Consider the following 13,581-nt stretch of genomic DNA (forward strand, 5'->3'; position numbering starts at 1 on the left):
TACGGTATAATCGCGTTTTTTACAACAGACTAAAAAACCTCAACTTTGACCATTACGAAACTTGCATGGCGTGATCTGGTTCCTGATACCGACAGTTATCAGGAAATATTTGCACAGCCACACTTTACTGACGAAAGCGCCACCCTACTCAGCGATACTCAACCGCGACTGCAATTTGCGCTGGAACAACTTCTCCAGCCCTGGGCGTCGTCCTCTTTTATGCTGGCGAAAGCGCCGGAAGAGCCCGAGTATCTCACTCTCCTTTCTGATGCGGCCAGAACGTTGCAAGCCGATGCCGGTCAGCTGACCGGGGGCCATTACGAAATTTCGGGCCACACCATCCGTTATCGCGCAGCAGAAAAAGCAGAAGACAATTTTGCCACGTCGGCGCAGGTTGTCAGCGCTGACTGGGTTGAAGCCGAACAGCTGTTTGGCTGTCTGCGCCAGTTTAACGGCGAAATTACGCTGCAACCGGGTCTGGTGCATCAGGCTAACGGCGGCGTTCTGGTGATCTCCTTACGCACCCTTCTGGCGCAGCCGTTGCTGTGGATGCGTCTGAAGGCGATTGTCAGCCATAACCGATTCGACTGGGTCGCGTTTGACGAGTCGCGTCCGTTGCCGGTCTCTGTGCCGTCTATGCCGCTCAAGCTGAAAGTCGTGTTGGTCGGCGAACGTGAATCGTTAGCCGACTTCCAGGAAATGGAGCCGGAACTGGCTGAACAGGCGATTTACAGCGAATTTGAAGATAATCTGCAAATAGTGGATGCCGAAACCATGACCCAGTGGTGTCAGTGGGTTCAGCACACGCTTAAACGCAATAATCTGCCAGCGCCAACGCCTGATGCCTGGCAAGTGCTGGTACGCGAAGCCGTTCGCTACACGGGAGAACAGGACACGCTTCCACTGTGTCCGCTATGGATTTCCCGCCAGTTCAGAGAAGCCGCGCCGTTGTGCCAGGACGGGACATGCAGCGCCGAACAGCTCGCTCTGATGCTTGCCCAACGCGAATGGCGTGAAGGCTATCTTGCGGAGCGCATGCAGGACGAAATCCTGCAAGAGCAGATCCTGATTGAAACGGAAGGCGAGCGCATTGGTCAGATTAACGCCCTTTCCGTCATTGAATTTCCCGGCCATCCGCGCGCGTTTGGCGAGCCTTCACGTATCAGCTGCGTCGTTCATATTGGCGACGGTGAATTCACGGACATCGAGCGAAAAGCCGAGCTTGGCGGTAACATTCATGCCAAGGGGATGATGATCATGCAGGCTTTCCTGATGTCGGAACTACAGCTTGAACAGCAAATCCCGTTCTCCGCCTCGCTAACCTTTGAACAGTCCTATAGTGAAGTGGATGGCGACAGCGCCTCAATGGCAGAACTGTGCGCATTGATCAGCGCTCTGTCCAACGTGCCGGTTAATCAAAATATCGCGATTACCGGTTCCGTCGATCAGTTTGGACGCGCCCAGCCTGTTGGCGGCCTGAATGAAAAAATTGAAGGCTTTTTCACAATTTGTCAGCAGCGTGAACTGACGGGTAAACAAGGCGTTATTATTCCGGCGGCTAACGTGAGACACCTCAGCCTCCAGCCTGCGCTGTTGCAGGCCGTGGAAGAAGAGAAATTCAGCATCTGGGCGGTAGACGACGTAACAGACGCACTGCCGCTTCTGCTTAATCTGGTGTGGGATGGCGAAGGTCAGACAACATTGATGCAGACCATCCAGGAACGTATTGCCCAGGCTACACAACAGGAAGGACGTCATCGTTTTCCCTGGCCGCTACGTTGGCTAAACTGGTTTATACCGAACTGATCGGACTTGTTCAGCGTACACGTGTTAGCTATCCTGCGTGCTTCAATAAAATAAGGCTTACAGAGAACATGGTAGATAAACGCGAATCCTATACAAAAGAAGACCTTCTTGCCTCTGGTCGCGGTGAACTGTTTGGCGCTAAAGGCCCACAACTGCCGGCACCAAACATGCTGATGATGGACCGTGTCATCAAAATGACAGAGACTGGCGGTAACTTCGACAAAGGTTATGTTGAAGCTGAGCTGGATATCAATCCAGATCTCTGGTTCTTCGGATGCCACTTTATCGGCGATCCGGTTATGCCGGGCTGCCTGGGTCTGGACGCAATGTGGCAGTTGGTTGGATTCTATCTCGGCTGGCTGGGCGGCGAAGGTAAAGGCCGTGCGCTGGGCGTAGGTGAAGTGAAATTTACCGGTCAGGTTCTGCCAAGCGCGAAGAAAGTGACCTACCGTATTCACTTTAAACGTATCGTTAACCGTCGTCTGATCATGGGTCTGGCGGATGGCGAAGTTCTGGTTGATGGCCGTCTGATCTACACCGCCAACGACCTGAAAGTAGGTCTGTTCCAGGACACGTCAGCGTTCTGATCGCGGACATCTCCAGGTCTGATAAGCGTTGCCACAAGCACGGCGTCATTGCCGGATGGCAGCATAACCACGTTATCTGACCTGCCTGTAAAAAGGCGAAACCTCCGCAGTGCGGAGGTTTCTTTTTTCTAAAGAGACAGAATCAGGCCATTACTACCCTGTCCGCCATGGCTTCTCGCCAACCTCCCAGCCAGTGCGACCTCTGATTCAGCGTCTGATAGGGACACATTTCTTTTGAGCGTCCGGCAATGCCGGCCTGATATCCACGTTGATGTGCCCGTTCCAGGCGATCTCGTTTTTGTCTCTTCATGCCTCGTTTCCCTCATCTTCATGTCTGGTGGAAAAGAAAACAGTGATTACGAAATGTGCAATCACAATAAACGAATACCGCGAAAAAGTTGTCCCGTCAATGCGCAAAATTCACGCCATTGTCATATTTGTGAGCTACTCAATAAATCATTTGTACAAAAATTGTGAGCCAGAACAGCTATTTTCACCGGGCAGAAAAACAAAAAAACCGCCCCCGGCGACGTGCCGAAAGCGGTTAAATTTACAATATTTTTAACTTATGGTATTTGCTTCAGCGCCTGAGCGATAGCGGTGGCTTCCTGATTCCAGGCGGCTGCCAGCACCTTGACCATTTCGTCATACCCGTCCTGCTGCTGCGCGGTTTCGATGTGGAATGGGCGCTTAATCAACTGCCCCTGATGGTTCAGTAGCCACTCCCCGCTTACGATAACTTTGCCATCATAACGGCCATGAAATCCCGTCACCGTCACGTTAAGCGTATCCTGCACGCTGCCCAGCGGCTGTGAGGCAACCACCCAGCCCGGAAGCTGGGCGCTCAGATTCGCCACCAGCGTATTGCGCAACTGCTGGTCCAGCGGGCTGGCCCAAAGATTGTTACTCGCAATCACGTACTGCACATCACTGGTTTGATACACCACGCCGTTGCCCGCCAGGTAGTCCGGCACCGAAACCTGTTCCACCCACAATAAGCGGTTTCCCTGGCTTGCCGTACTCTGTACGCCCCCTTGCGCGACGGGTAGCTGGTAGTAGCTCTTGTTTTCTCCGCTACTACTACATGACGTTAACCAAAACGCCATCATCACCACTAGCCACTTTTTCATTGTTTCGCCCTCTTCGGCTCTGGATCTTTCTTGTCCTTCGCTTCAAATACCAGCGCGTTGCTCTTTTCGTTCAGCGTTTTCAATACCGGTTGCAGTTCGCGGAGAACCTGATCAAGACGCTGCATATCCGCCACCATCTTGTTATACGCCGCGGAGCCAGGCTGGAAGCCCTGCATGCTGCGGTTCAGTTCGCGCAAGGTGTTCTGCATATCCGCCGGGAGCTGCTGCATCGACTGGCTGGAGGTAATCTTGTTCATATTATCCAGCGTGGTTTGCAGATGCTTCATCGTCCGCTGGCTTTCCGACAGCGTATTGGTCGCCTGTTGAATCATCGGGTTCAGCGGCAGGTTATTAATTTTATCCAGCGCTTCCATCAGACGCTGCTGGATTTGCGCCAGACCGCCGCTTACCGTCGGGATGATCTGATAACCGTTGAACTCATGAATGCCCGTAATTGGCGGCTCTTTCGGATAGAAGTCCAGATCAACATACAGCGCGCCAGTCACCAGATTGCCCGTTTTCAGTGAACCGCGCAGGCCACGTTTGAGCAGTTCGGCCAGATGCGCGCCGACATCCGTCTCTTCACCCAATTGTGCTTTCAGGCGTTCCGGCTCAATGCGTACCAGCACCGGAATACGGTAATCAGTGTTAAATACCTGACGCATATTCGGCGCAAAGAAAGGCACTTTGCTGACCGTCCCCAGACGAATCCCGCGGAACTCCAGCGGTGCGCCCGGTTGCAGGCCGCGAATCGAATCTTTGAAGAACATCAGATAGTCGATGTGGTCGGTATACAGCGAATCCTGAATGCTTCGCTGATCGTCATACAGGCTGAAAGCGGTTTTTTCCGCAACCGGCTGCCCCAGTTCAAGCCCTTCCGGCACGTCAAAGCTCACGCCACCGCCAAACAGCGTGCTTAGCGATCCCATTTCAACCCGCATACCGGCGGAAGTCAGATCCACCGCGATACCGCTGTCCTTCCAGAAACGGACGTTGCTGGTCACCAGGCGATCGTTTGGCGCATTAATGAAGAGTTGATAGCTGATGGAGCGTTTTTGCGGATCGAAGGTGCTGGTTTCAACCGAGCCAACGCGGTAGCCGCGGAAAAGCACCGGATCGCCCGGACTGAGCTGCCCGGCTTTTTTGCTGTCAAGAATAACGCGGATGCCTTTCGCATCTGGCGGCGCCAGAGGTGGGGAATCCAGCAACTGGTAATCCTCCAGCCTGTTACCTTTCGTCCCCGGCTGCAACTCAATATAAGCCCCGGACAGCAACGTGCCTAAGCCGCTGATCCCTTCACGCCCGACCTGCGGTTTCACCACCCAAAAGACCGAATCTTTGTGCAGCAGTTTTTCCATGCCGGAATGCAATCTGGCTTTGATCTCTACATGCGTAAGATCGTCGGTCAGCGTCGCGCTTTCCACCACCCCCACATCCACGCTACGGCTCTTGATGGTGGTCTTACCGCCTTCAATACCTTCAGCATTCGTGGTGATCAAGGTGACTTCAGGCCCCTGATGGCTGTAGTGATAAAACAGCACCCATGCCCCAATCAGCGCAGTGACGATAGGGAATATCCACACGGGAGACCAGTTTTTTACCTTCTGCACTTTGGCTTCCCCATTTTTAGATTCCATACTGTCAGGACTCCTCATGGCCTGGTTCAGGTTCACGATCCCACGACAGACGCGGATCAAAGGTCATCGCAGAAAACATTGTCATAATGACGACTAAAGCAAACATCAATGCACCCATCGCTGGATAAATATTCATTAACCCCCCCATGCGCACCAACGCAGAGAGTACGGCAATTACAAACACATCAATCATTGACCAGCGGCCAACAAATTCCACCACCTCATAAATCAGGTGCATTCTTTCACTGTCGCGTTTGCCATGCCCTTTCGCATCCCAGCACAGCCAGGCAATCGCAATCATTTTTAGCGTTGGCACCATAATACTGGCAATAAAAATAACCGCCGCCACCGGATAAGACCCTTCACTCCAGAGCAAAACGACCCCGGCGAGGATCGTAGAAGGCATCTTCGATCCCAATAAATCGGTGATCATGATCGGCATGATATTCGCGGGCAGATAAAGCATGATCGACGTAAATAACAGGGCCAGCGTCCATTGCAGGCTGTTTTTGCGTCGCACATGACCCTTTGCATGACAGCGCGGACACACTAATTCATTCTCCGGGAGAATGGCCGTACAGCAGGAGCAGGAACGCAGTCCCTGGCGAATGCCGGTAACGCCAGGTTTCAGCGGCTGCGCCAGCACAGGCATCGGCGTAATATCGTCCCATAACCAACGGCGATCGACGCACTGAAACGCGCGCAATTGCAGGATGCAGAAAAAACACCACGGAATAAAACTGCTTCCAACCCCGATATCCCCGTAAGCCATCAGCTTAACAAAACTGACCAGCACCCCTGCGAGGAAGATCTCCGCCATTCCCCAGGTTTTTAGCTGGAACAGCACGCGCGCCAGAACCTTTTTCACACGTAGCGGCAATTCGACGCGATTCACAAGCAATAATATCGTCACCAGACAAAAAGCCGGAACCAGCTGGACAAACAGCAAAAAGAAGGTGCCAAGGCTGGCGTAATTTTCCGAAAACATGACACCGGGGATTTCAAGCAGCGTAACTTCGCTCCTCACACCCGCGACGTTCATATTTACGAAAGGGAAAAGATTGGAAAGCAGCAGCATAAACAACGCCACTAACGAATAGGCGGTGGGACGCTGCCTTGGCGCGTCCCACTCGGTCGTCAGCGTTGTGCCACATCTTGGACATGCCGCTTTCTGCCCATGCTCAAGGTGGGGCAACGCCACCAGCATGTCACATTGCGAGCATAAAATGTGCTTCGCAGCATGATGATGTTCGCACATATGCGCTCCTTTAATTATGCGCCATTCTTCAAGGCTTCAAGATACTCCCAGCGCTCAAAGGCTTGTTCAAGTTCCTGCTCTGCGTGACTCAAATCGGCCAGAACTTTTTGCGTATGATCATGCGGTTGGCTGAAAAAGGCGGCATCCGCCACCTGCGCCTGCAACGCTTCCAGTTTGGCCTCCAGCTCTTCCAGTAACTGGGGGAGCTGTTCCAGTTCGCGTTGCAGTTTATAGCTTAGTTTGTTACTGCCGCGCTTTACAATTTCTGCTTTCGGGGCAACCACTTCCTCAGTTTTCTTGACGACGGGTTGTTTAAACGCCAGATGCTGTTCCTGCTGACCACGCGCATCATGGTATCCGCCGACATAGCGACCAATCTTACCGCCGCCCTCGAAGATCCAGCACTCGGTCACGGTGTTATCCACAAACTGACGGTCATGGCTCACCAGCAGGACAGTTCCCTGATAGCCGTCAATCAACTCTTCCAGCAGTTCCAGCGTTTCAACGTCCAGATCGTTGGTCGGTTCATCGAGAATCAGCAAATTGCTGGGTTTCAGGAATAAACGCGCCAGTAAGAGGCGGTTACGTTCTCCGCCAGACAGGGCGCGAACCGGCGTCATGGCGCGCTTAGGATGGAACAGGAAGTCCTGAAGATAGCCCAGCACATGACGCGGCTTACCGTTAACCAGCACCTCTTGCTTACCTTCAGCAAGGTTATCCATCACGGTTTTATCGGGATCCAGTTCCGCTCGATGCTGATCGAAATAAGCCACTTCCAGCTTCGTGCCGACATGAATACGTCCGCTGTCTGCCTGAAGCTGGCCCAGCATCAGTTTCAGCAACGTGGTTTTCCCGCAGCCGTTAGGGCCAATTAAAGCAATCTTGTCGGCACGCTGCACCTGCGCGGAGAAATCGTTTACCAGCTGCTTGCCGTCAACCTGATAGCTGACGTTTTCCATTTCGAAAACAATCTTGCCGGAGCGGGCCGCTTCTTCGACCTGCATCTTCGCCGTCCCCATCACTTCACGGCGTTCGCTGCGCTCGCGGCGCATCGCTTTCAGGGCGCGTACGCGACCTTCATTGCGGGTACGGCGCGCTTTAATACCCTGGCGGATCCAGACTTCTTCCTGCGCCAGTTTGCGATCGAACTCGGCATTCTGTAACTCTTCCACGCGCAGGGCTTCTTCTTTCTCCAGCAGATACTGATCGTAATCTCCCGGATAAGAAACCAGTTTGCCGCGATCGAGATCGACGATGCGGGTAGCCATATTGCGGATAAACGAACGGTCGTGGGAAATGAAAATAATCGTCCCGTTGAAAGATTTCAGGAACGTTTCCAGCCAGTCGATAGTTTCAATATCCAGGTGGTTGGTCGGCTCATCCAGCAACAATACGCGAGGGTTACTGACCAACGCCCTGCCCAGCGCCGCTTTACGCAGCCAGCCGCCGGAAAGCGAAGAGAGCGCCGCGTTAGGATCGAGCCCAAGCTGCGCCAGCACTTCATTAATACGATTTTCCAGTTGCCACAGGTTGTGGTGGTCGAGCTGTTCCTGCACCCGCGCCATCTCATTGAGATTTTTATCGCTGGGGTCGGTCATCACCAGGCGGGAAATATCGTGGTAACGTTTCAGGTATTCAGCCTGCTCCTCGATCCCTTCCGCAACGAAATCATAAACGCTGCCTTCGACATTACGCGGCGGATCCTGTTGCAGACGCGCGACGATCAGATCCTGCTCATAAATGATGCGTCCGTCATCCAGTCCCTGTTCGCGGTTGAGGATCTTCATCAGCGTTGACTTCCCGGCGCCATTACGGCCCACCAGGCACACGCGTTCGTTATCCTCGATATGCAGCTCTGCGTTATCGAGAAGCGGCGCGTCGCTAAACGACAGCCATGCGCCATGCATACTGATTAATGACATTTACTTTTCCTTTCAGGCTGCGGTAATCAGCCAGCAGTTGTGGATCTGACGATTACGGGCAAAGTCCTGAGAAAGCGTTTTTTGCGTAATTTCTTGTGCTTTCAGTCCCAGCGCCGCCAGGCCGTCCAGATCCATACGGAATCCGCGTTTGTTGTTGGAGAACATGATCGTGCCGCCTTTGCGCAGCAGACGTTTCAGATCTTTCATTAACACCAGGTGATCGCGCTGCACATCAAACGACTCGTCCATCCGTTTTGAGTTGGAGAACGTCGGCGGATCGATAAAAATCAGATCGAACTGTTCATTCGCCTCACGCAGCCAGCCCAGGCAGTCGGCCTGAATCAGGCGGTGCGCACGGCCGCTCAGCCCGTTCAGACGCAGGTTGCGTTCAGCCCACTCCAGATAGGTACGCGACATGTCCACCGTAGTGGTGCTACGTGCGCCGCCCAGCCCCGCATGTACGCTGGCGCTGCCGGTATAGGAGAACAGGTTAAGGAAATCTTTGCCTTTGCTCATCTGACCCAGCATCCGGCGCGCAATACGGTGATCGAGGAACAGACCGGTATCAAGATAGTCGGTCAGGTTAACCCATAAACGCGCGTTATATTCGCTGACTTCAATGAACTCACCTTTCTCGTTCATCTTTTGATACTGGCTTTTGCCTTTCTGGCGCTCACGGGTTTTTAACACCAGTTTATTCGGCGCAATCTCCAGTACCAACAGCGTGGCGGCGATGATGTCGAACAGACGCTGACGCGCTTTCTGCGCATCAACCGTTTTCGGCGGCGCATATTCCTGAATCACCACCCACTCGCCGTAGCGATCGACCGCCACATTGTATTCCGGCAGATCGGCATCATACAGGCGATAGCATTCGATCCCTTCCTGGCGCGCCCATTTCTCCAGCTTCTTAATATTTTTGCGCAGGCGGTTGGCGTAATCTTCCGCCACCGTCGCAGGCTTGCTGTCTGGCGTTTTTTCCGCCAGATGATAGTTTTTCTGCACGCAGTCCAGCGGGCCGTTTTTGGCTTTGAATTGCTTATCCGCGCGCAGTTGCAGGCAGTTCAGCAGATCCGGCGAGGCGCTGAACAGCGACAGGCTCCAGCCGCCGAACTGATTTTTCATGGTGCGCCCCAGCAGGCTGTGCAGCGCAATCAGCGCCGGTTCGCTGTCCAGACGCTCACCATACGGCGGGTTGCTGATTACCGTACCGTACGGCCCTTTCGGCAGCGGGTTGCTCAGTTGGGCGACATCTCTTACCTCGAAGGTAATCAACTCACCAATGCCTGCGCGACGGGCGTTGCTGCGCGCACGTTCAATCACGCGGGCATCGCTGTCAGAACCATAAAAATGCGAGCTATATTCCGCAAGCCCTTTACGGGCGCGGGTTTGCGCTTCTGCTTTGACTTCCTGCCAGATAGCCTCATCATGCTGCGCCCAGCCGCTAAAGCCCCAGTGACCACGATGCAGACCCGGCGCGCGATCGGTCGCCCACATTGCGGCCTCGATCAGCAGCGTACCGGAACCACACATCGGGTCGAGCAGCGGCGTTCCCGGCTGCCAGCCGGAACGCATCACGATGGCCGCCGCCAGCGTCTCTTTAATGGGCGCCAGACCGGTACGATCGCGATAGCCGCGCAGGTGCAGGCCATCGCCGCTCAGATCGAGGGCAATGCTGGCAGTGTCTTTGTTCAGCCAGACGTTAACGCGAATATCTGGAGATTCACGATCGACATTAGGACGCGGCAGGTTTTTACGCGTGAACGCATCAACAATCGCATCCTTTACTTTCATTGCACCATACTGGCTGTTGCGAATGGTGTCGTTCAGCCCACTAAAATGCACGGCAAAGGTGGCGTCTGGATTAAAAATCTCTGTCCAGTTGATTGCCTGCACGCCGAGGTACAGGTCTAAATCGCTGTAGACCTTGCACTCTCCCATCGGCAGCATAATGCGCGAGGCCAGGCGGCTCCACATTAAACTCTGGTACACAAGCCGCGTGTCGCCCTGAAAATGGACACCACCCTGAACCACCTGGCAATCCGCAGCGCCCAGGTTTTCAAGTTCAGTTTTTAACAGCTCTTCCAGCCCGCGGGCCGTACTGGCAAACAGAGAATTCATATTGTCACTTTTACTCTAAGAAAATTGCTGCGCATTATACACAAAATCTTTCGCGTTGCCTCGCAGCGACAAGCGTGAAGGATGGGGCTTATATAGCTAATCTGGCGCTCATGTCATAAGATTGAAGGCTTATTTCCGTTCGAGGGCTGTACAGTGGTGACGTTAACCCGGCTTTTTATTCATCCGGTCAAATCGATGCGCGGCATCGGCCTGACGCATGCGCTGGCAGACATCAGTGGCCTGGCTTTCGATCGTATCTTTATGGTTACTGAACCTGATGGCACCTTTATTACCGCCCGCCAGTTTCCGCAAATGGTGCGCTTTACGCCTTCTCCGCTACACGACGGATTACATATTAGCGCCCCGGATGGCAGCAGCGTGGTGGTGCGCTTTGCTGATTTCGCCGCGCAGGATGCGCCAACCGAAGTCTGGGGAAACCATTTTACTGCCCGTATCGCCCCGGACGCGATAAATCAGTGGTTAAGCGGATTCTTTTCCCGTGACGTGCAATTACGCTGGGTCGGCCCCCAACTTACGCGCAGAGTCAAACGCCGCGACGACGTGCCGTTGTCATTTGCCGATGGTTATCCCTTTCTGCTGGCCAACGAAGCCTCACTGCGCGACTTACAGCAGCGTTGCCCGGCTGGCGTGAAAATAGAACAGTTTCGTCCCAATCTGGTCGTTTCCGGCGCGGCGCCCTGGGAAGAAGACACCTGGAAGGTCATTCGTATCGGCGACGTCATCTTTGATGTCGCAAAACCGTGCAGCCGTTGTATTTTCACCACCGTCAGCCCTGAGAAAGGGCAAAAGCACCCAACGGGTGAGCCGCTGGCAACCTTGCAAACCTTTCGCACGGCGCAGGACAACGGCGATGTTGATTTCGGGCAGAACCTGATTGCGCGTAACAGCGGCGTCATTCGCGTAGGCGATGAGGTTGACATTCTCGCAACCGCCCCCGCCAAACCTTATGGCGCCGCAAATTCTGATGATGCGGTGGCGCCGGGAAAACAGCCTGATACGACAGTCACTATCGACTGGCAGGGGCAAACCTTTCGTGGGAATAACCAACAGGTGCTACTTGAACAACTGGAGAATCAGGGTATCCGCATCCCTTATTCATGTCGGGCCGGAATCTGCGGCAGTTGCCGGATAACGCTGCTGGAAGGCGAAGTGAGTCCGCTGAAAAAATCAGCGATTAACGATGACGGAACGATTCTTAGCTGTAGCTGCGTGCCAAAAACCGCGCTCAGGCTGGGAAATTAAACCGCTTGTTCAAGGCTGAAGCTGGCGAGTCGCTGTTGCGGCTTCAGTCTGTCGTTCATGATCTTAATCGCATCGCCGAGCTGCATAGTGCGTCCAGCCACGACGACACCGGGCTGGGCCAGCAGGCACAGCGCCGCGTTTTCACCCGGCTCAACCACCAGTAAATTCACCTGCTCTTCGGTGTCGCTAAGCCACACGCAGGCGGCATCACCCACCGTTGGCGTCCAGATCTCGCCGTGTGCGACAAAATGCCAGCTTTTTGGCATCTGTGGTTTCAGATAACGGATCGCCACCAGCGCATTGAGCACCAGTTCCGCTTTTTGTTCTTTCGATAATTCGAGGTCGCGACATTTTTCTTCAAAAGAGAAATAGAGCGCGGCGTCATCGACACAAAAACCAGACGGCGAAAATGCATCCGGCGTGAGCATTTTGCGAGCAAAGCGCGAGCGAAATAACATGCCATTGGCTAAATCGAGCATCATTCGGTCATGCTCTTCATCATAATACCAGCGCCAGTTATCGTCAGGTTTAATTCGCATTGTACTCTCTCCCGTTTCCATCACCCTGTTGCAAAAATGTCCTTTTTCACCGCTTCGTTTATTACCTTAATAAGCAAAGCCTAAAATGTTTAAATAAGCAACAATGAAGGAATATAAAACAACCAGGGCCGGAAATAAAGCCCTGGTTGTCTGATAATGAGAGAAAAGAATCAAATATGGGTAACGATTTCTTTAATCAGTTGCGGGCCTTTAAAAATAAAGCCGGAATAAATTTGTACCAGCGTAGCGCCAGCAGCCATCTTCTCACGCGCCGCGATGACAGAATCTATCCCGCCGACGCCAATAATCGGTAACTGTCCTTTCAATTCCTGGGACAGTCGGCGAATAATTTCTGTACTTTTTAACTGTAATGGTCGACCACTTAAACCACCCGCTTCATCGCAATTTTTCATTCCCTGAACCAGAGAACGATCGAGCGTCGTATTTGTCGCAATCACACCATCAATATTATGGCGAACTAAACTGTCGGCCACCTGGATCAATTCGTCCTCAGAAAGATCCGGGGCGATCTTTACCGCGATCGGAACATATTTATGGTGGATCGTCTGGAGATCATTTTGCTTATTTTTAATTGCCGTCAGCAAATCATCCAGTGCCTCACCATATTGTAGCGTACGTAACCCTGGGGTATTTGGCGAAGAGATATTAATAGCGATATAACCGGCATATGCATAGATTTTTTCCATACAAATCAGATAGTCATCTTTGCCATTCTCTACCGGCGTATCTTTATTTTTGCCGATATTAATTCCGAGGATACCGTCGAAATGCGCTTTTTTGACATTCTCTACCAGGTTATCAACGCCCAAATTATTAAAGCCCATCCGGTTGATCAACCCTTCGGCATCAACCAGGCGGAAAAGGCGCGGCTTATCGTTACCAGGCTGAGGGCGCGGCGTCACGGTTCCGATCTCAATCGATCCGAATCCCATTGCGCCCAGAGCGTCGATGCACTCTCCGTCCTTATCCAGACCCGCAGCAAGGCCGAGCGGATTCTTAAATGTCAGCCCCATGCAGCTTACTGGCTTCGCAGGGACTTTCTGTCGGACAAGCGCTTCCAGCGGCGTGCCTGTTACACGGCGTAATTGCTGAAACGTAAATTCATGAGCGCGCTCTGGATCGAGCTGAAAAAGGGCTTTACGAACGAAGGGGTAGTACATGAACTCTCCTGGATTCCCGGTGTGCAGACCGGGGGCGTATTATGTGCGATATCCAGCGAAAAGGGAATTGACTTGCGGCAATAAATAGCAATCGTTTTCCTTGTTGTCCTCTTTTTATTCAATTTCCAACTTTTCTA

General features: G+C 53.1%; 11 protein-coding genes. 3 read left to right on the top strand and 8 right to left on the bottom strand.

Features of this window, described 5'->3' with window-relative positions:
• The first annotated feature begins 45 nt into the window (after positions 1–45).
• Together OGX81_RS17000 and fabA are read left to right on the top strand one after the other, a co-directional pair.
• The gene (locus OGX81_RS17000; RefSeq protein WP_104868827.1) at positions 46–1,806 is read left to right on the top strand and encodes an AAA family ATPase; all 1,761 of its coding nucleotides are present in this window, start codon (positions 46–48) and stop codon (positions 1,804–1,806) included.
• Between the two features lie 68 nt (positions 1,807–1,874).
• Positions 1,875–2,393 (top strand): bifunctional 3-hydroxydecanoyl-ACP dehydratase/trans-2-decenoyl-ACP isomerase, encoded by a 519-nt coding sequence (gene fabA, locus OGX81_RS17005; protein ID WP_012132970.1) that lies wholly within the window; start codon positions 1,875–1,877, stop codon positions 2,391–2,393.
• Between the two features lie 142 nt (positions 2,394–2,535).
• Here fabA and rmf read toward each other — a convergent pair whose 3' ends face one another.
• The 6 genes from rmf to rlmKL form a co-directional block, all read right to left on the bottom strand.
• The gene (gene rmf / locus OGX81_RS17010) at positions 2,536–2,703 is read right to left on the bottom strand and encodes a ribosome modulation factor (protein ID WP_012905338.1); all 168 of its coding nucleotides are present in this window, start codon (positions 2,701–2,703) and stop codon (positions 2,536–2,538) included.
• 256 nt (positions 2,704–2,959) lie between these two features.
• On the bottom strand, positions 2,960–3,523 hold the full coding sequence (gene pqiC, locus OGX81_RS17015; RefSeq protein ID WP_104868829.1) for a membrane integrity-associated transporter subunit PqiC: 564 nt from the start codon (positions 3,521–3,523) through the stop codon (positions 2,960–2,962).
• Positions 3,520–5,160, bottom strand: coding sequence for an intermembrane transport protein PqiB (pqiB, locus tag OGX81_RS17020; RefSeq protein ID WP_047457720.1), 1,641 nt, complete (start codon positions 5,158–5,160; stop codon positions 3,520–3,522). Before pqiB ends, pqiC begins: the two co-directional genes overlap by 4 nt.
• Positions 5,161–5,164: 4 nt before the next feature.
• Positions 5,165–6,418, bottom strand: a complete 1,254-nt coding sequence (gene pqiA, locus OGX81_RS17025; RefSeq protein ID WP_024130471.1) for a membrane integrity-associated transporter subunit PqiA — start codon at positions 6,416–6,418, stop codon at positions 5,165–5,167.
• Between the two features lie 14 nt (positions 6,419–6,432).
• A complete protein-coding gene (locus OGX81_RS17030) occupies positions 6,433–8,340 on the bottom strand; it encodes an ABC transporter ATP-binding protein (protein WP_024130472.1) in 1,908 nt (635 codons plus the stop codon).
• Positions 8,341–8,352: 12 nt separating this feature from the next.
• Positions 8,353–10,461 carry a bifunctional 23S rRNA (guanine(2069)-N(7))-methyltransferase RlmK/23S rRNA (guanine(2445)-N(2))-methyltransferase RlmL gene (gene rlmKL, locus OGX81_RS17035; RefSeq protein ID WP_047457726.1) on the bottom strand — a complete coding sequence of 703 codons (2,109 nt, stop codon included), beginning with the start codon at positions 10,459–10,461 and terminating at the stop codon, positions 8,353–8,355.
• Between the two features lie 153 nt (positions 10,462–10,614).
• Here rlmKL and OGX81_RS17040 point away from each other — a divergent pair, with 153 nt between their 5' ends.
• Complete coding sequence (locus OGX81_RS17040; protein ID WP_104868830.1) at positions 10,615–11,724, top strand: YcbX family protein; 1,110 nt, start codon at positions 10,615–10,617, stop codon at positions 11,722–11,724.
• Here OGX81_RS17040 and zapC read toward each other — a convergent pair.
• Positions 11,721–12,263, bottom strand: coding sequence for a cell division protein ZapC (zapC, locus tag OGX81_RS17045; RefSeq protein WP_024130474.1), 543 nt, complete (start codon positions 12,261–12,263; stop codon positions 11,721–11,723). The genes OGX81_RS17040 and zapC overlap by 4 nt on opposite strands.
• Before the next feature lie 170 nt (positions 12,264–12,433).
• Entirely contained in the window at positions 12,434–13,444 is a 1,011-nt protein-coding gene (pyrD, locus tag OGX81_RS17050) for a quinone-dependent dihydroorotate dehydrogenase (RefSeq protein ID WP_047457733.1), read from the bottom strand.
• Positions 13,445–13,581 lie beyond the last annotated feature (137 nt).

The sequence above is a fragment of the Citrobacter sp. CK206 genome, assembly GCF_030333125.1.
Taxonomy (GTDB): Bacteria; Pseudomonadota; Gammaproteobacteria; order Enterobacterales; family Enterobacteriaceae; genus Citrobacter_B; species Citrobacter_B koseri.

Excerpts from the sequence above, each read along its gene's own strand:
- fabA (WP_012132970.1), top strand. The coding sequence starts at position 1,875 with ATGGTAGATAAACGCGAATCCTATACAAAAGAAGACCTTCTTGCCTCT.
- rmf (WP_012905338.1), bottom strand. The coding sequence starts at position 2,703 with ATGAAGAGACAAAAACGAGATCGCCTGGAACGGGCACATCAACGTGGA.
- pqiC (WP_104868829.1), bottom strand. The coding sequence starts at position 3,523 with ATGAAAAAGTGGCTAGTGGTGATGATGGCGTTTTGGTTAACGTCATGT.
- pqiB (WP_047457720.1), bottom strand. The coding sequence starts at position 5,160 with ATGGAATCTAAAAATGGGGAAGCCAAAGTGCAGAAGGTAAAAAACTGG.
- pqiA (WP_024130471.1), bottom strand. The coding sequence starts at position 6,418 with ATGTGCGAACATCATCATGCTGCGAAGCACATTTTATGCTCGCAATGT.
- OGX81_RS17030 (WP_024130472.1), bottom strand. The coding sequence starts at position 8,340 with ATGTCATTAATCAGTATGCATGGCGCATGGCTGTCGTTTAGCGACGCG.
- rlmKL (WP_047457726.1), bottom strand. The coding sequence starts at position 10,461 with ATGAATTCTCTGTTTGCCAGTACGGCCCGCGGGCTGGAAGAGCTGTTA.
- zapC (WP_024130474.1), bottom strand. The coding sequence starts at position 12,263 with ATGCGAATTAAACCTGACGATAACTGGCGCTGGTATTATGATGAAGAG.
- pyrD (WP_047457733.1), bottom strand. The coding sequence starts at position 13,444 with ATGTACTACCCCTTCGTTCGTAAAGCCCTTTTTCAGCTCGATCCAGAG.